This is a genomic window from Thermophilibacter sp. ET337 (assembly GCF_024733715.1).
In the GTDB taxonomy this organism is placed as follows: Bacteria; Actinomycetota; Coriobacteriia; order Coriobacteriales; family Atopobiaceae; genus Thermophilibacter.
This window is the reverse complement of sequence record NZ_JANRHO010000003.1, coordinates 25,061-37,824: the sequence shown is the minus strand read 5'-3', so window position 1 is coordinate 37,824 and position 12,764 is coordinate 25,061. Positions and strand designations below refer to the sequence as shown.

General features: G+C 63.3%; 24 protein-coding genes and 8 tRNA genes. 31 read left to right on the top strand and 1 reads right to left on the bottom strand.

Annotation, left to right across the window (positions count from 1 at the left end):
• Position 1: 1 nt before the first annotated feature.
• From NW198_RS03675 to NW198_RS03625, 11 genes are read left to right on the top strand one after another with little or no spacing between them, the layout of a single operon-like run.
• Positions 2-277 carry a hypothetical protein gene (locus NW198_RS03675; protein WP_258340050.1) on the top strand — a complete coding sequence of 92 codons (276 nt, stop codon included), beginning with the start codon at positions 2-4 and terminating at the stop codon, positions 275-277.
• Entirely contained in the window at positions 274-486 is a 213-nt protein-coding gene (locus NW198_RS03670) for a hypothetical protein (RefSeq protein ID WP_258340049.1), read from the top strand. The genes NW198_RS03675 and NW198_RS03670 overlap by 4 nt, the downstream gene beginning before the upstream one ends.
• Positions 483-803, top strand: a complete 321-nt coding sequence (locus tag NW198_RS03665) for a DUF4406 domain-containing protein (RefSeq protein WP_258340048.1) — start codon at positions 483-485, stop codon at positions 801-803. Before NW198_RS03670 ends, NW198_RS03665 begins: the two co-directional genes overlap by 4 nt.
• A 9-nt stretch (positions 804-812) precedes the next feature.
• Positions 813-1,244, top strand: coding sequence for a dUTP diphosphatase (gene dut, locus NW198_RS03660; RefSeq protein ID WP_258340047.1), 432 nt, complete (start codon positions 813-815; stop codon positions 1,242-1,244).
• Positions 1,245-1,511, top strand: coding sequence for a hypothetical protein (locus tag NW198_RS03655; protein ID WP_258340046.1), 267 nt, complete (start codon positions 1,245-1,247; stop codon positions 1,509-1,511).
• On the top strand, positions 1,498-1,818 hold the full coding sequence (locus tag NW198_RS03650; RefSeq protein WP_258340045.1) for a DUF6440 family protein: 321 nt from the start codon (positions 1,498-1,500) through the stop codon (positions 1,816-1,818). Before NW198_RS03655 ends, NW198_RS03650 begins: the two co-directional genes overlap by 14 nt.
• On the top strand, positions 1,811-1,957 hold the full coding sequence (locus tag NW198_RS03645) for a hypothetical protein (RefSeq protein WP_258340044.1): 147 nt from the start codon (positions 1,811-1,813) through the stop codon (positions 1,955-1,957). The genes NW198_RS03650 and NW198_RS03645 overlap by 8 nt, the downstream gene beginning before the upstream one ends.
• On the top strand, positions 1,947-2,183 hold the full coding sequence (locus tag NW198_RS03640) for a DUF3310 domain-containing protein (RefSeq protein ID WP_072372747.1): 237 nt from the start codon (positions 1,947-1,949) through the stop codon (positions 2,181-2,183). The genes NW198_RS03645 and NW198_RS03640 overlap by 11 nt, the downstream gene beginning before the upstream one ends.
• Positions 2,180-2,695: a hypothetical protein gene (locus NW198_RS03635; protein ID WP_258340043.1), complete on the top strand. Its 516-nt coding sequence runs from the start codon at positions 2,180-2,182 to the stop codon at positions 2,693-2,695. Before NW198_RS03640 ends, NW198_RS03635 begins: the two co-directional genes overlap by 4 nt.
• A complete protein-coding gene (locus NW198_RS03630) occupies positions 2,655-3,107 on the top strand; it encodes a hypothetical protein (protein WP_072372739.1) in 453 nt (150 codons plus the stop codon). Before NW198_RS03635 ends, NW198_RS03630 begins: the two co-directional genes overlap by 41 nt.
• 2 nt (positions 3,108-3,109) lie before the next feature.
• On the top strand, positions 3,110-3,310 hold the full coding sequence (locus NW198_RS03625) for a hypothetical protein (protein WP_258340042.1): 201 nt from the start codon (positions 3,110-3,112) through the stop codon (positions 3,308-3,310).
• A 37-nt stretch (positions 3,311-3,347) separates the two neighbouring features.
• Here NW198_RS03625 and NW198_RS03620 read toward each other — a convergent pair whose 3' ends face one another.
• The gene (locus tag NW198_RS03620) at positions 3,348-3,845 is read right to left on the bottom strand and encodes a hypothetical protein (protein ID WP_258340041.1); all 498 of its coding nucleotides are present in this window, start codon (positions 3,843-3,845) and stop codon (positions 3,348-3,350) included.
• A gap of 149 nt (positions 3,846-3,994) precedes the next feature.
• Here NW198_RS03620 and NW198_RS03615 point away from each other — a divergent pair, with 149 nt between their 5' ends.
• From NW198_RS03615 to NW198_RS03520, 20 genes are all read left to right on the top strand, one after another.
• Entirely contained in the window at positions 3,995-4,252 is a 258-nt protein-coding gene (locus NW198_RS03615) for a hypothetical protein (RefSeq protein WP_072372730.1), read from the top strand.
• Between the two features lie 230 nt (positions 4,253-4,482).
• Positions 4,483-4,572, top strand: a tRNA-Ser gene (locus tag NW198_RS03610).
• Between the two features lie 3 nt (positions 4,573-4,575).
• A tRNA-Arg gene (locus tag NW198_RS03605) sits at positions 4,576-4,648 on the top strand.
• A 4-nt stretch (positions 4,649-4,652) separates the two neighbouring features.
• Positions 4,653-4,739, top strand: a tRNA-Ser gene (locus NW198_RS03600).
• A 3-nt stretch (positions 4,740-4,742) separates the two neighbouring features.
• Positions 4,743-4,816 (top strand) — tRNA-Trp (locus NW198_RS03595).
• Between the two features lies 1 nt (position 4,817).
• Positions 4,818-4,891 (top strand) — tRNA-Gln (locus NW198_RS03590).
• A 3-nt stretch (positions 4,892-4,894) separates the two neighbouring features.
• Positions 4,895-4,970, top strand: a tRNA-Asn gene (locus NW198_RS03585).
• 2 nt (positions 4,971-4,972) lie between these two features.
• Positions 4,973-5,057, top strand: a tRNA-Leu gene (locus NW198_RS03580).
• A gap of 3 nt (positions 5,058-5,060) precedes the next feature.
• Positions 5,061-5,119: transfer RNA gene (locus NW198_RS03575), tRNA-OTHER, on the top strand.
• A 25-nt stretch (positions 5,120-5,144) separates the two neighbouring features.
• Positions 5,145-5,351, top strand: a complete 207-nt coding sequence (locus NW198_RS03570) for a hypothetical protein (protein ID WP_072372727.1) — start codon at positions 5,145-5,147, stop codon at positions 5,349-5,351.
• Positions 5,352-5,356: 5 nt separating this feature from the next.
• The gene (locus tag NW198_RS03565; protein WP_072372724.1) at positions 5,357-5,770 is read left to right on the top strand and encodes a hypothetical protein; all 414 of its coding nucleotides are present in this window, start codon (positions 5,357-5,359) and stop codon (positions 5,768-5,770) included.
• Positions 5,760-7,043, top strand: coding sequence for a hypothetical protein (locus NW198_RS03560; RefSeq protein ID WP_072372721.1), 1,284 nt, complete (start codon positions 5,760-5,762; stop codon positions 7,041-7,043). The genes NW198_RS03565 and NW198_RS03560 overlap by 11 nt, the downstream gene beginning before the upstream one ends.
• A gap of 1 nt (position 7,044) precedes the next feature.
• The gene (locus NW198_RS03555) at positions 7,045-8,472 is read left to right on the top strand and encodes a phage portal protein (protein WP_258340040.1); all 1,428 of its coding nucleotides are present in this window, start codon (positions 7,045-7,047) and stop codon (positions 8,470-8,472) included.
• On the top strand, positions 8,450-8,845 hold the full coding sequence (locus tag NW198_RS03550) for a Rho termination factor N-terminal domain-containing protein (RefSeq protein ID WP_258340039.1): 396 nt from the start codon (positions 8,450-8,452) through the stop codon (positions 8,843-8,845). The genes NW198_RS03555 and NW198_RS03550 overlap by 23 nt, the downstream gene beginning before the upstream one ends.
• On the top strand, positions 8,838-10,523 hold the full coding sequence (locus NW198_RS03545) for a minor capsid protein (RefSeq protein ID WP_258340038.1): 1,686 nt from the start codon (positions 8,838-8,840) through the stop codon (positions 10,521-10,523). Before NW198_RS03550 ends, NW198_RS03545 begins: the two co-directional genes overlap by 8 nt.
• Positions 10,520-10,762, top strand: a complete 243-nt coding sequence (locus tag NW198_RS03540) for a hypothetical protein (RefSeq protein ID WP_072372713.1) — start codon at positions 10,520-10,522, stop codon at positions 10,760-10,762. Before NW198_RS03545 ends, NW198_RS03540 begins: the two co-directional genes overlap by 4 nt.
• Positions 10,763-10,812: 50 nt before the next feature.
• Complete coding sequence (locus NW198_RS03535) at positions 10,813-11,109, top strand: thioredoxin family protein (RefSeq protein WP_072372711.1); 297 nt, start codon at positions 10,813-10,815, stop codon at positions 11,107-11,109.
• Positions 11,106-11,510 (top strand): hypothetical protein, encoded by a 405-nt coding sequence (locus tag NW198_RS03530; RefSeq protein WP_258340037.1) that lies wholly within the window; start codon positions 11,106-11,108, stop codon positions 11,508-11,510. Before NW198_RS03535 ends, NW198_RS03530 begins: the two co-directional genes overlap by 4 nt.
• A gap of 147 nt (positions 11,511-11,657) precedes the next feature.
• Entirely contained in the window at positions 11,658-12,302 is a 645-nt protein-coding gene (locus tag NW198_RS03525) for a DUF4355 domain-containing protein (protein ID WP_258340036.1), read from the top strand.
• On the top strand, positions 12,302-12,748 hold the full coding sequence (locus tag NW198_RS03520) for a hypothetical protein (RefSeq protein WP_258340035.1): 447 nt from the start codon (positions 12,302-12,304) through the stop codon (positions 12,746-12,748). The genes NW198_RS03525 and NW198_RS03520 overlap by 1 nt, the downstream gene beginning before the upstream one ends.
• The last annotated feature ends 16 nt before the right edge of the window (positions 12,749-12,764 follow it).

Here is a 12,764-nt window from a genome sequence, read left to right as displayed (position 1 = left end):
GATGAGCGGATACGAGGGCATGCCCCAGTGCTTCGGAGCCGAGTGGGACATCAGCGAATGCAAGGGCTGCATCTTCTTCGATGAGTGCTACATGGCATCGGACATGGCCAGGAAGAAAGAGACCGGCGGCGCGGAGCGCACCTACACGAGGGAACAGCTCGCCCACCACGTCTGGCGCATGCGCGAGAAGTCGGGGTGCACCTACGGAGAGATAGCCAGGGCGATGCGCGTGAGCGCCGCCGAGGCGAGGCGTCTCTACAAGGAGGCCATGAGGTGAGGCGCATCAAGAGGCCGAGGTTCGACCAGTTCCGCCACTACTGCTTCGAGTGCGGGCGCTGGGACAGGGACTTCGAGTACGAGCGCGAGTGCTCCGAGATCTGGAACGGGTACGAGCCGGAGCCGCGCGGCAAGTGCGGCGCTACCGGAGCAACGACTGGCTGCTACAGGCAGGCATGCCCGAACTTTATTGGAAGGAGAGGGCTTTGAGGCTCTACATCATCGGCCCGGTATCGGGCCACGAGAACGACAACGTTGACGCCTTCGAGGAGGCGCGGGACAGGCTCAAGGCGGCGGGTCACAAGGCGACCATACCGCACGAGAAGATCCCCGCAGGCACGCCCTGGCGGCAGGCCATGCGCATGAGCATCCGCGAGCTGCTTTCGCTGTGGAAGGGAGAGCCGCGCTACGAGGGCGTTGCGGAGCTTCCCGGAGTCTTCACGTCCAAGGGCGCGCGATGCGAGCGCGGCATCTGCGAGCAGCTTGGAATCCCGCACAAGACGGTTGACGAGTGGATTAACGGATAGGAGACAGCAATGACGATTCTGAACGTGAGCATGACCGAGGACGCCGGGTACGTTCCGGAGTACGCGCACGAGGGCGACGCTGGCCTCGACCTCCGCGCCGTGGAGGGCTACCTGATCCCCGCAGGCAAGAGCGCCATGGTGAGGACCGGCCTGCGCGTGGAGATCCCCGAGGGCTACGTCGGCCTTGAGTTCCCGCGTAGCGGTCTCGGAAGCAGGGGCATCACCATGCGCAACGCCGTCGGCGTCATCGACAGCGGATTCAGGGGCGAGGTGCTTTGCCCGCTGTGGAACACCACGGACAAGCCTTTCGAGGTCGCGCCCGGTGACAGGGTTTGCCAGCTCGTCATCATGCCCTACGAGCATTGCGAGGTCGTGGAGCGCGCCGAGCTTTCGGACAGCGAGCGCGGAGCCGATGGCTACGGCTCGACGGGGGTGAGGTAGATGCCCACCGACGACGAGAGGCGCGAGGCGGTTGAGAGGCTGCGCAGCCTAGAGGTGTCGTCGAGAGTCGATAGGATGGAGCACCCAGAGAGCACCGCCGCATGGTACGAGCTTCTGTGTGAGGCCGTTGGCGGCAAGAAAGACCCGTGGTTCGGCGTCAAGGCGCTTGCAAATCGCCTCGCCGACCTGATTGACCCGGAAGACGGTGCCGACCCTGGGCCGCGCGACCTTGCGAGTGCTTGGGGGTGGACCAATGAGCGTTCGTGACGGCATCAAACTCGGAATAGGCGTTCTCGTCGTTGAACTAGCGTTTGCGGTCATCAGCCTGATGTGGAACGGAGGAAGCCACTTCGCTACGACCAAGTACAGCACGTGGCCGAAGTCCGCAGAGTTCTATCAGCTTTCCACCGGACAGGACAGATTCTCCGAGCACAAGACGAACTTCGAGGCTGTGACCGTGGTCGTTGACCACCAGACGGGTGCTGAATACCTGCGCACGCCGGAGGGCATCTGCCCGCTCCTGGACGTCGATGGCGAGCCGCTGCGCGAGGCGGAGGCTGGTGCCGATGAGTAGGGCTTCCGAGCGGGTCAAGTCCGCGCTGTTCGTCGTGCTCGCCCCGATCTACCTTCCGGCGCTCCTGTCGCTGTGCGTGATCCTCGGCGTCGGCATCTACGTAGAGGACAGGGTTAGGGGGTGGCGTCGTGACTCCTGAGCACTACAAGGGCAAGCACACCATCGACAAGCAGGAGATCGTGATGAAGGGTCTCATTCAGCATGGAATCGACCCGTGCAGAGCGTTCTCCGCAGTGACCGCCCTGAAGTACTTCGACAGGGCGGGCGACAAGCCGCACGAATCGACGCTGAAAGACCTTGCCAAGGCGTGCAACTACCTGAGCCGCGCAATCACCGGCAAGTGGCCATGGGAGGAGGAGAAATGAGCGGCGGAATCAAGGCGGGAAAGCGGTTCGAGCAGAAGTTCCGCGAGTGCATGGAGCCGCACGCCTACGTGCTCCGCATTCCTGACAGCGTGCGCTTCGTCGGCGGACACATGATAGGCGAGGAGACTGACGCAGATTTCCTCGTGGTCACCGGCGAGGACTCCTATCTCGTGGAGTGCAAGGCGGCGAACCGCCCACGCCTCGACTACGGCAACGTCAAGCCGCACCAGGAGGCGGCGCTGGCGGACTTCGATGCCATAGGCGAGCGTTGTCACGGGATGCTCGCGGTGGAGTTCTACGACAAGGAGACGTATCGAAGGGCGCACCGGATGTTCCTCCTGCCCATCAGAAAGTGGCTCGGCTTCAAGGCCGATTCAGGAAGGAAGTCCATGCCGGTATCGGCTTTCGAGGAGCTTGGCAAGGAGCTGCCGTACGTGGGCGGCGGATACGTTTTCGACGGGAGGTGGTTCCGTGAGGCTGAAGCTGTCGCGCGAGCAGAAGATCGCGCATAGGTTCCTGAGCAGCTTCCACATGGTGGCCGACAGGATGGACTCGTCCATCGAGTGCCTTGAGCGGGCGGAGTCCGCGCGCACGTCCATCTCGGCGAGCATCGGCGCGATGAGCTTTTCGGGCGAGCAGCACGACAAGATGCTCAACGCCATGCTGCGCATGGACTCGGCCATCGATGAGATCGGCGAGCTTGCGGACGGCTACAGCGAGCAGTTCAAGGAGGTCGAGGGCTACGTGAGCGCGGTGCAGCGCATCGACCCGCAGGCGGGCAAGGCGCTGCGCAAGGTGTACATCGAGGGACTTTCCGCCAAGGAGGCGGCGGCCGACGAGGATTGCGCCAAGAAGACGGTCTACGAGTACCTGAAGAAGGGCCTCGACCTTACGTTCATCCTGCTGAGCAGGGAGGAGGAGTAGCGGTGAAAGTCATGCTTCAGACGTCGCTCGACGGCTGCCCGGAGCACTGCAGGAACTTCGACCTCGATTACGCCGTGAACGAGATCTCGCCGACCTTCGACGGAACGAGGCTCGGCGTGATGGTGCAGGTCGATTGCACGCACTGCGACGTGTGCAAGCTCAGGAAGGGTGAGCCGGACGGCAGCATCAGGGAGATCTGCTGACGCAAGAAGAGGGGCGGCTGGTTGCCGCCCCTCTCGTCTACAAGTCCTCGTGGTTCTGGATGACTCTGACTTTCGTCGGGGGAATCGAGTGGTCGTAGAAGTCGCAGGTGTCCACCTGGACGATTCTGCGCGCGTAGCTCATGAACCGCTCGTTCGACTCGTTGCGCGAGAGCGCCGCCGTGGCGAAGTCGCGCGCATCGTCAAGATCCTCGAACAGCACGGTGTGCCAAGCTCCGTCCTCGTTGTAGCAGTACTCGAAGTCGTACTGGACCTCCCCGGTCGTGTCGGGGATGGCCAGCGCGCCAGCCCTCAGCGGGCTTTCGCCGGTAACGTCGGATGCGGCGGACGCGATGGCCTCCATCGTGACGTTCATGGCCTCGAATGCCGCATCGCCAGCGGTCATGCCCTTCTGGATGAGGCTGTCGATGTAGCAGGCCATGACGTACCCGATTTTCTCGGGCGTTGCGTCGGCCATGAACTCCCACACGGGGAGCGCCTGAGCCTCGTCAAGCACATGCGAGCTGGTGTTCTTCATTGTGTCCTCCTTATTAGCCGCCAAGCTGATGACCTCAGATTACACACAATTAGGTGTACACACAATTAGGTGTAGACATGCACACGGATTGCACACAACTGCAAGCAACGCAATAAGGTGTATACTGCGGCGGAGAGCAAGGAGGTCGCATGGAGGCATACGAGGCGCTGAAAGAGGCGGGGAACAGGGTTGGCGTTCCGATGTACAAGATCGGGCGCGCCCTCGGAAAGCCCGACAGCTACGTCAGCAACGGCATAACGAGAGGTAGCAGCCCCCGCTGCGACACCATGGCCAAGATGGCGGGCGTGTGCGGCTACGGACTCGCGCTCGTGCCCATCCAGGACATGCCGGAATCGGCGCTCGTCATCGGAGAGGACGGCCCGTCTTCAAGTGTGGAAGATGTGTGAACCTCGCAAGGTAACAAAAGGTAAAAACTTTCCTGATATGGTGTAAACGAGGGATTTGAGGGGCAGCAGGGCACCGCAAGTCCTTTTTTCATATCGGTGGAACTTGGCCGCTGCGCGTCGAACGCGCGGTGGCCATTTTTCATGCGCCTCGTGGGAAGGCGCTCGATACTGCGCAAGCTGTCATGCGCGGGCGGGAGACACGCAACCCCGCCCTTCAATGGCGGCGCAACGGAGGATTGGCAGAGCAGACGAATGCGGCGGGTTGCTAACCCGTAGGGCGCAAACGCGTCCCGCAGGTGCAAATCCTGCATCCTCCGCCAGAAGGCATCGTAGCTCAGCGGATAGAGCGTCGGATTCCTAATCCGAAGGTCGCGGGTTCGAGTCCCGCAGGTGCCTCCCCGGATGGGTGGCCGAGCAGCAAAGGCACCGGTCTCGAAAACCGGCTGTGCGAAAGCACTTGGGGGTGCGAATCCCTCCCCATCCGCCACACAGGCCATTAGCTCAACGGCAGAGCGGCGGTCTCCAAAACCGCAGACGGAGGCTCGACACCTTCATGGCCTGCCACTTCCCCTTAGTTCAGAGGTAGAACTCCGGAGTCTGGTTCCGGCGACCGTGGTTCGATTCCACGAGGGGGAGCCATATTCGCATGTAGCTCAATCGGTAGAGCGCGCGGCCGTTAACCGCGAGGTTCTTGGTTCGAGACCAAGCGTGCGAGCCATTCGGGACTTGGCGGAACTGGCAGACGCGCCTGCCTCAGAAGCAGGTGGCGACAGCCGTGCGGGTTCGACTCCCGCAGTCCCGACCATTCCGGCGCGTAGCTCAGTCGGTAGAGCCGCAGTGTCGCGGGTTCGAGTCCCGCCGCGCCGATCTAGACAACTCAGGGGGTGAGCGCATGGTAACGCTCGACTACATCAGGGCAAGCGCGCTCGCCCACTCTCACACAGTCGTGGGCCGCGCCTTCTGCAAGGCCCTCGGCATCAAGCCGAAGCGCAGCACGGCAAAGCGCGGTAACGCCGCGCTCGTGGCCGAGGAGCGCCGCATGCGCGGCCTCCGCTGGTGCTTCGAGAACCACGGCAGCCCGATGGACAGGGGGAGGTGAGCGACGTGGCGAACGAGCAGAACCTGATCAAGCCGACGCGCGACCGAACGGCGAAGCAACGACGAGAGAGCGCGCGAAAGGCGGGCAAGGCTTCCGCTGCCAAGCGCAGGGAGCGCAAGGCCATGCGAGAGATGGCTCGAATCGTGCTCGACATGCCAGCGGGTAAGGGAAAGCTCGCCGACATCGAGGCGCTGTCCATGGACGAGACGCTGGAGGCTAACCTAACCGTTGGCCAGAAGGCGGTGCTCGCCGTGGCCAGGAAGGCCGTCGAGGGCGACGTCGTGGCGCTTACCTTCCTGCGCGACACAGCAGGCGAGAAGCCCGCCGACAAGGTGGAGGTGTCCGGCGAGGTGGCCGCTGCGGCCAGCGACATCCAGCAGATGATCGCGTCCGCCAAGGAGAAGGCAGATGGCCGATGAGCGCCAAGACCTCATCGACCTCATCTACCTCCACCCGACAGAGATTGCTAGAAGGCTCGGCTACGACAAGCTGACCGAGTTGCACGACGCGTGGATTCGAGCCATGGTCTTCGGCGACGATGACGAGACGCTGCAGGCGCACCGTGGCTCCTACAAGACCACGTGCATCGCTATCTCGCTGGCGCTCATCATCCTGCTGTTCCCGGAGCAGCGCACGATCTTCATGCGCAAGACGGACACGGACGTCGCGGAGGTGCTTGCCGCAACGTCCAACGTGCTCAAGAGCGCCTACTTCCGCTCGATGTGCCAGACGCTCTACGGCATCGACCTCGCGCTCACCAAGGACACCACGACCGAGGTGAGCACGAACCTCGTTCTTGGCGTCTCCGGCGCGGCGCAGCTCCTCGGCCTCGGCTGCGGCGGCTCGCTCACGGGCAAGCACGCCGACCGGGTTTTCACCGACGACATCATCAACATCAAGGACCGCGTGAGCGCGGCCGAGCGCAACAGAATCAAGCTCATCTACCAGGAGCTGCAGAACATCAAGAACAGAGGCGGCCGCATCTTCAACACGGGCACGCCCTGGCACAAGGACGATGCCTTCTCGCTCATGCCGAACATCGTCAAGTACGACTGCTACAGCACGGGCCTCATCGACCGCGACGAGCTGGCCAAGATAGAGCGCAGCATGAGCGTGTCGCTCTTCGCCGCGAACTACAAGCTCAAGCACATCGCCGACGAGGAGGCAATGTTCAAGGAGCCGCGCTACTTCGGAGACCCGCGCGAGCTGCACGACGGCATCGGCCACATCGACGCCGCCTACGGCGGCAAGGACGGCACGGCCTTCACGGCGCTCGCAAAGACGCCGGACGGCTGGCGCGCCTACATCAGGCTGTGGCCCGAGAGGCACGTCGATGACTGCCTGCCCGAGATACTGCGCCTGTGCAAGGAGCTTCGCATCGGCACGATCTTCTGCGAGAAGAACGCCGACAAGGGCTACCTGCGCAAGCGAATCATCCGCATGGGCCACCCGTGCCGTGGCTACACGGAGAACCAGAACAAGTTCATCAAGGTGAGCACCTACCTGCGCGCCGAGTGGGCGGGCCTGCGCCTGCTCGACTGCGATGCGTACCCGCTCGACGCGGAGGCGGTGAACCAGGTGCTCGACTACAACGAGAACGCGGAGCACGACGACATGCCCGACTCGCTGGCATCGGCGATAAGGGCGTACGGCCAGCGCCCGCAGATCAGGGGATTCAAGGAGGGGGTGTGACATGACCCACGAGTTCCACAGCTTCTACTACGACCAGCTCGGCCAGGAGCCCGTAAGCGACGACTTCACGCTCCCTGCCGGGACGGTGATGGACGCTACGCTCCTGCAGCGCCTAATCGACGCCCATCGCGAGAACCACCTGCCGCGCCTGCGGTACCTCGGCGAGGCGTACGAGACGCACTACGAGATCTTCGGGCGTCCCAAGAAGGAGCCGTACAAGCCGGACAACCGCCTCGCGGCCGACATGGCATACGACATCACCGAGACCTTCGAGGGCTACTTCATCGGCGTCCCCGTGGACGTGAGGCACGAGGAGGACGCGAAGGACGCCTACCTCGCCGACTACATGGCGCGGAACCACCAGGAGGACACCGACGCCGAGCTGAGCAAGATGTGCAGCAAGTTCGGGGTCTCATACGAGATGTTCTACCAGGATGACGAGGGCAGGCCGCGAAGCGTCGCGGTGAGCCCGCTCACGTCGTTCATGGTCTTCGATGACTCCGTGCTTCACCGCAAGATCTACTTCGTGCGCTACGCCTACGACGAGGAGAGCCGCATCGTCGGCAGCTTCTCGGACGCCACGAAGGTCTACCACTTCGACAGCGCCAGCGGCACGCTCGAAATCGGCGAGGCGGAGGACCACTACTTCGGGGACGTGCCCGCAGTGCAGTTCGTGCAGAACGGAGAGCGGCGCGGACTCTATGAGGGCGTTCTGAACCTCATCGAGGCTTACAACCGCGTGCTTTCCGAGAAGGCCAACGACGTCGAGTACTTCAGCGACGCCTACATGGTGGTCGAGGGCACGAAGCTCGATGAGGACTGGAAGGCAGACCTCCGCGAGTACAAGCTCATCAACCTGTGGGACTCGGGCGAGGGCGGCGGCGCTCCGAAGGTCTACTTCCTGCAGAAGCCCGACGCGGACACCGCGCAGGAAAACCTCGTCACTCGCCTGGAAAACCTCATCTTCAAGCTTTCCATGGTGCCCGACATCACGGACGAATCCTTCTCAACGGCATCGGGCACGGCGCTCAAGATGCGCATGATGCCGATGAACAACCTCGCCCGTAACAAGGAGCGCAAGTTCGTGCTCGGCATCCAGGAGCGCCTGCGCCTGCTCGCCAACTACCCCGACAAGCCCTTCGAGGGCGATGACTGGCAGGCGGTGGAGATCACGATGCACCGCAACATGCCGCAGGACGTCGAGGCCGAGGCGAGCGTCGTCCAGTCACTGTCCGGCATCGTCTCCCAGGAGACGCTGCTCGGGCTGCTGTCGTGCGTTGACGAGCCCAAGAAGGAGATCGAGCGCATGGCAGATGAGAAGGAGCAGCGGGTTCAGTCCTCCGTGGTGGAGGGCTTCCCGACCAACCGCCTGCCCGAGCAGGCCACGACGGAAACGGAGGAGACAGATGAAGGCAACGTACAGCCCTGACAAGGAGGGCATGAAGCTCAACGTCCGCAAGGAGCCGGTCCCCGGCGCGAAGGTCGTGCGCCAGATCTCGGCGGGCGACTATGACGCAGAGGTCGTCGAGCACGGCTGGGTGAAGTTCGCCGACGGCTACGCCGACGCCCGCTTCCTCACCGTGACGGAAGGCGCACGCGCCGTGGCCGCCGACGAGGGCAAGCCCGTCGAGGAGCCGAAGGAGGCCGAGAAGCTCGCCGCCGACGATGACGAGCGTGCCGCGCTGAAGAAGATGACCAACCCCCAGCTCTACGACCTCGCCGAGCAGAGCGGCATCCACGTGGCCAAGGGCAGCACCAAGGCCGAGCTGATCGACGCCATCCTCGCGGGGGCCGATGACTAGGGACGCCGACTACTGGGCAGGCCGCCGCAAGGAGCTGCTTGCGCAGATGGAGGCCGACGAGGATCGCCTTAACAAGCGCCTCGCCAAGGTCTACGACAGGCAGGCGCGGCAGCTTGAGCGCGAGATAGCGGCCTACTACCAGCAGTACGGCGAGCAGAACGTCATCCGCTACCGAGACCTCCTGCACGACCTGTCCGACACCGACCGCAAGCTGCTCATGGAGCGCATGGAAGACTTCGCGGAGAAGTACCCGCAGTACGCCGACCTCATGCCGGTGCGCGAGTCTATCTACAAGCTGAACCGGCTTGAGGGCATCCAGACCGCCATCCGCATGCAGCAGCTTGAGATCGGGGCCATCGAGCAGGAGGAGCTTGACGAGCACTTCAAGAAGCTCGCCCAGCGGTCGGCCAACCTGGCCGCCGAGGAGATGGGCTTCGGCAAGGAGTTCTACAGCATCGACTCGCAGCTCGTATCCGCGACTGTCGGACGCCGATGGTCCAAGGGCGAGAGCTACAGCGAGAAGATCTGGAACAACCGTGAGAAGCTTGCCGCCTACCTTAACGATGACTTCGCGCAGATGGTCGCGCGCGGCGACTCCTACGAGAAGACAGTCAAGGCGCTCAAGGAGCGGTTCGAGGGAGTGTCCGAGCGCGACATCCGCCGCCTCGTCTTCACCGAGGGCACGTTCCTCACCAACGAGGCGCAGGCGCAGGTGCACCAGAGCGAGTACGAGTACTACGCGCTGGCGTGCGCCGACGCAAGGGCGTGCGAGGTCTGCAAGGCGCTTGAGCGCGAGCAGCTTGCGCACCCGGCGCGCTTCGATGAGCGCGAGCCCGGTGTGAACTTCCCGCCCATGCACCCGTGGTGCCGCTGTGGCTACACCATCGAGGTTCCCGACTACGAGGAATGGGAGGCCGAGTACGCCTCGCGTCACGGCTCGACGCCGCCGGAGAGCGCGAAGGTCGAGCGCGGAAGGTCCATGCCCGAGATAGCCGGAATCAATCCGGGAGCGCCGATGAGCCACGATGACGCGGACAGCGGAAGGGTGAATCCGCACTTCCTGGAAGGAAGGGAGTGGCAGACGAACTGCCAGTCGTGCGTCGTTACGTACGAGGCGCGGCGCAGGGGCTACGACGTCGAGGTCCGGTCCCGGTACGGCGGCATGGACGAGCTTGCGCGCGACGCGAGAATCGCATGGAAGAACCCCGAGACCGGAGAGCGCCCAGAGTTCATGCAGGACACGTCCGTCAAGACGGCGAAGCAGTGCTACAAGTGGCTTGAGAAGGTCATAGAGAAGGGAAACCGATACGAGATCCGGTTCAACTGGAAGGGCCGGAGCAGGATAGGCCACATCGTGTGCATATCCAAGGACAGCTCGGGAACCCTCGTGATGTACGACCCCCAATGCGACCGGTCGTATCGCGGCGAGGACATCGTGACGAAGGTCTACACCGCAGAGGAGATCGAGCGTCGCAAGCTCATCTACGGAGAACGGTCTGTCCGAGGCAGGAAGACCACGGAGACCAGAAACGCCCTGCTAGAGTATCTTGAGCGCCTGAAGTATACTGAGACGTGGCATGGGAGAAAATACTCATGTGCACCGAAGGCGCTGCGGGTCGATAATATGGAGATTGACATCGACACCGCGAACAAGATCATGAGGGGGGTGGAGAGATGACGCTGCGAGAGGTCGAGAGGTACGCAAGGTCGCAGGGCTACGACGGATGCGAGCATGCCGGAGAGTGGAATGGGTTCGACGTGTACGAGCCGACAATCGCCGACATCCCGCCCGGAGAGTTCGTGTGCACCGGACCGCCGCTCGTGATTCTCGTATCCGGCGATGACGCAAGGATGTCAACTCCGGACGAAGCGTTCGCAGTTCTCGACAGCCTCTATCCGACGGAAGAGGACGAATAACCAAGTCAGGCCCCGCAAGGGGCCTTTTTCATGCCGAAAGGAGGTGCCAGTTGCGACATCTCGTATACCTCGGCAACGCGAACTGCCAGCCTTGCCGGGACTACAAGGAGCGAGTCATCGACCCGCTCATCGAGAGCTACCCTGACGCAATCGAGGTGCACGCGCGCTACGACGCGCGCTTCGCCCAGGCGAACGCGCTCATCCCCGTGACCAAGGTGCCCACGATCATCGTGGAGCACAACGGCAAGGAGGAGTTCCGCTTCTCGGCCATGATTGACGAGGAGCAGCTTGAGGCCATCATCACGCACGAGGGCGAAGTTCTGACCCTTGAGGACGTGATTGCATGAAGTTCGACGTCATAGGCGGCGGCGCGCTTCCCGAGCTTGAGATAAGGCTCGTGCACTCCGAGAAGAAGGCGCGCAAGGTCATTCGCAGGCTTGAGGGCAGGGAATACGAGGAGGACTGGAAGAGCCTCGTCGGCAGGCAGGCCACGACCTCGTTCCTCCGCGTCCCCGGCAGCGAGGAGACCATCTACCTCGTGTGGATGACCCCGTGCACAGACTACGACGCCGCAGTAGACGCGTCGCTGCTCGCCCATGAGGCGGTGCACGTGGCGCGCCACTACCTGAAGAGCTTCGGCGAGGAGAGCCCCGGCGAGGAGCTGCTTGCCTACGTCGTGCAGGACATATCGCTCTACCTCATCGAGCGGCACTTCAAGTGGAAGAAGAAGCGCATATCCAAGCAATGAGACGGCCCCGGCAAGGGGCCTTTTTCATGCCGTCCGAGCGTTGACGACGTTAAAAGCCACGGAGCGTGCAGGCGTGGACCACGTAAAAAGCTACGGCTCGTGCAGGCATGGGCCACGAAAAACCCTATGGAAGCGAAGGAGACACCGATGACCAAGGCACAGCTCGGAATCGACCCCAACGACGTCGAGCCCACGGGCATCGACCCGCAGGGAACCGAACTCGCTGGTGACGGCGGCGAGGGCGAAGGCACTACCGGCGAGGGCGGAGACGCCGCGACCGGCGAGGCCAAGTACACGGATGACGACCTTGACGAGATCATCCAGAAGCGCCTCGCACGCGAGCGCGCAAAGATGGAGCGCGAGATTCGCAAGCAGATCGAGGACGAGGCCGCTGGCAAGCAGACCGAGGCCCAGAAGCTTGAGAACATGACCGAGCTTCAGCGCGCCAAGTACGAGGCCCAGAAGCTCCGCGCCGAGAAGGAGGCGCTTGAGCAGGAGCGCGACCTCACGCAGCAGACCGCAATCGCGCGCCGCGAGCTTGCGGCCGCCGACATCAACCTCGGCGATGACCTGCTCGCGATGTTCGTGAGCGCGGACGCCGACAAGACCGGCGCGGCCATCGACCAGCTCAAGGAGCTGTGGCCCAAGGCGGTCAACGAGGCGGTTCAGCGTCAGCTCAAGCGCGAGATCCCCAAGGCCGACCCGAAGCCCAACGAGGTCAGCTTCGGTGCCGCATTCGCACAGAAGTACAGCCAGACAAAGACAGCCAACCAGAACGGAGGGAAGGAATAATGCCTTTCTACACTTCCGAGCAGTTCGGCGAGAGCCTGAACATCCTTGAGAGCGAGGTCGGCCTCGTCACCAAGACGAAGCAGGCCACCGCAGATATGGCCGACACCGACGGCATCATCAAGGCGGGCACGCTCTTCGGCGGCGGCGACGTCTACACGCCCGTCGCGGAACCCGGCAGCGAGAACCCCAGCGCCAAGGGCTGGTACGAGCTTGCCGACGGGGAGTACACCCTCTCCGAGGACAGCAGCCCCCAGCCCGACGTCACCTACTACGCAAAGAGCACGGCTCCGGTCGAGGGCGTCGTCCTTGAGGACTACGACATGACCGCAGACGCGGCCTACCCCGTGGCCGTGGTCGTCGCCGGACGCGTCCGCGCCGACCGCGTTTCCAGTGAGGCGCTTGCGCAGAAGGAGACCTTCGCCAAGCAGGGCCTCCACCTCGTCTAACAGAAAGGAGCGAGCA

What these genes read in the sequence shown, in the direction of transcription:
- NW198_RS03555 (WP_258340040.1), top strand. Translation starts at nt 7,045, where the DNA reads ATGACCCACGAGTTCCACAGCTTCTACTACGACCAGCTCGGCCAGGAG.
- NW198_RS03655 (WP_258340046.1), top strand. Translation starts at nt 1,245, where the DNA reads ATGCCCACCGACGACGAGAGGCGCGAGGCGGTTGAGAGGCTGCGCAGC.
- NW198_RS03615 (WP_072372730.1), top strand. Translation starts at nt 3,995, where the DNA reads ATGGAGGCATACGAGGCGCTGAAAGAGGCGGGGAACAGGGTTGGCGTT.
- NW198_RS03520 (WP_258340035.1), top strand. Translation starts at nt 12,302, where the DNA reads ATGCCTTTCTACACTTCCGAGCAGTTCGGCGAGAGCCTGAACATCCTT.
- NW198_RS03675 (WP_258340050.1), top strand. Translation starts at nt 2, where the DNA reads ATGAGCGGATACGAGGGCATGCCCCAGTGCTTCGGAGCCGAGTGGGAC.
- NW198_RS03570 (WP_072372727.1), top strand. Translation starts at nt 5,145, where the DNA reads ATGGTAACGCTCGACTACATCAGGGCAAGCGCGCTCGCCCACTCTCAC.
- NW198_RS03560 (WP_072372721.1), top strand. Translation starts at nt 5,760, where the DNA reads ATGGCCGATGAGCGCCAAGACCTCATCGACCTCATCTACCTCCACCCG.
- NW198_RS03650 (WP_258340045.1), top strand. Translation starts at nt 1,498, where the DNA reads ATGAGCGTTCGTGACGGCATCAAACTCGGAATAGGCGTTCTCGTCGTT.
- NW198_RS03525 (WP_258340036.1), top strand. Translation starts at nt 11,658, where the DNA reads ATGACCAAGGCACAGCTCGGAATCGACCCCAACGACGTCGAGCCCACG.
- NW198_RS03550 (WP_258340039.1), top strand. Translation starts at nt 8,450, where the DNA reads ATGAAGGCAACGTACAGCCCTGACAAGGAGGGCATGAAGCTCAACGTC.
- NW198_RS03540 (WP_072372713.1), top strand. Translation starts at nt 10,520, where the DNA reads ATGACGCTGCGAGAGGTCGAGAGGTACGCAAGGTCGCAGGGCTACGAC.
- NW198_RS03530 (WP_258340037.1), top strand. Translation starts at nt 11,106, where the DNA reads ATGAAGTTCGACGTCATAGGCGGCGGCGCGCTTCCCGAGCTTGAGATA.
- NW198_RS03545 (WP_258340038.1), top strand. Translation starts at nt 8,838, where the DNA reads ATGACTAGGGACGCCGACTACTGGGCAGGCCGCCGCAAGGAGCTGCTT.
- NW198_RS03645 (WP_258340044.1), top strand. Translation starts at nt 1,811, where the DNA reads ATGAGTAGGGCTTCCGAGCGGGTCAAGTCCGCGCTGTTCGTCGTGCTC.
- NW198_RS03635 (WP_258340043.1), top strand. Translation starts at nt 2,180, where the DNA reads ATGAGCGGCGGAATCAAGGCGGGAAAGCGGTTCGAGCAGAAGTTCCGC.
- dut (WP_258340047.1), top strand. Translation starts at nt 813, where the DNA reads ATGACGATTCTGAACGTGAGCATGACCGAGGACGCCGGGTACGTTCCG.
- NW198_RS03620 (WP_258340041.1), bottom strand. Translation starts at nt 3,845, where the DNA reads ATGAAGAACACCAGCTCGCATGTGCTTGACGAGGCTCAGGCGCTCCCC.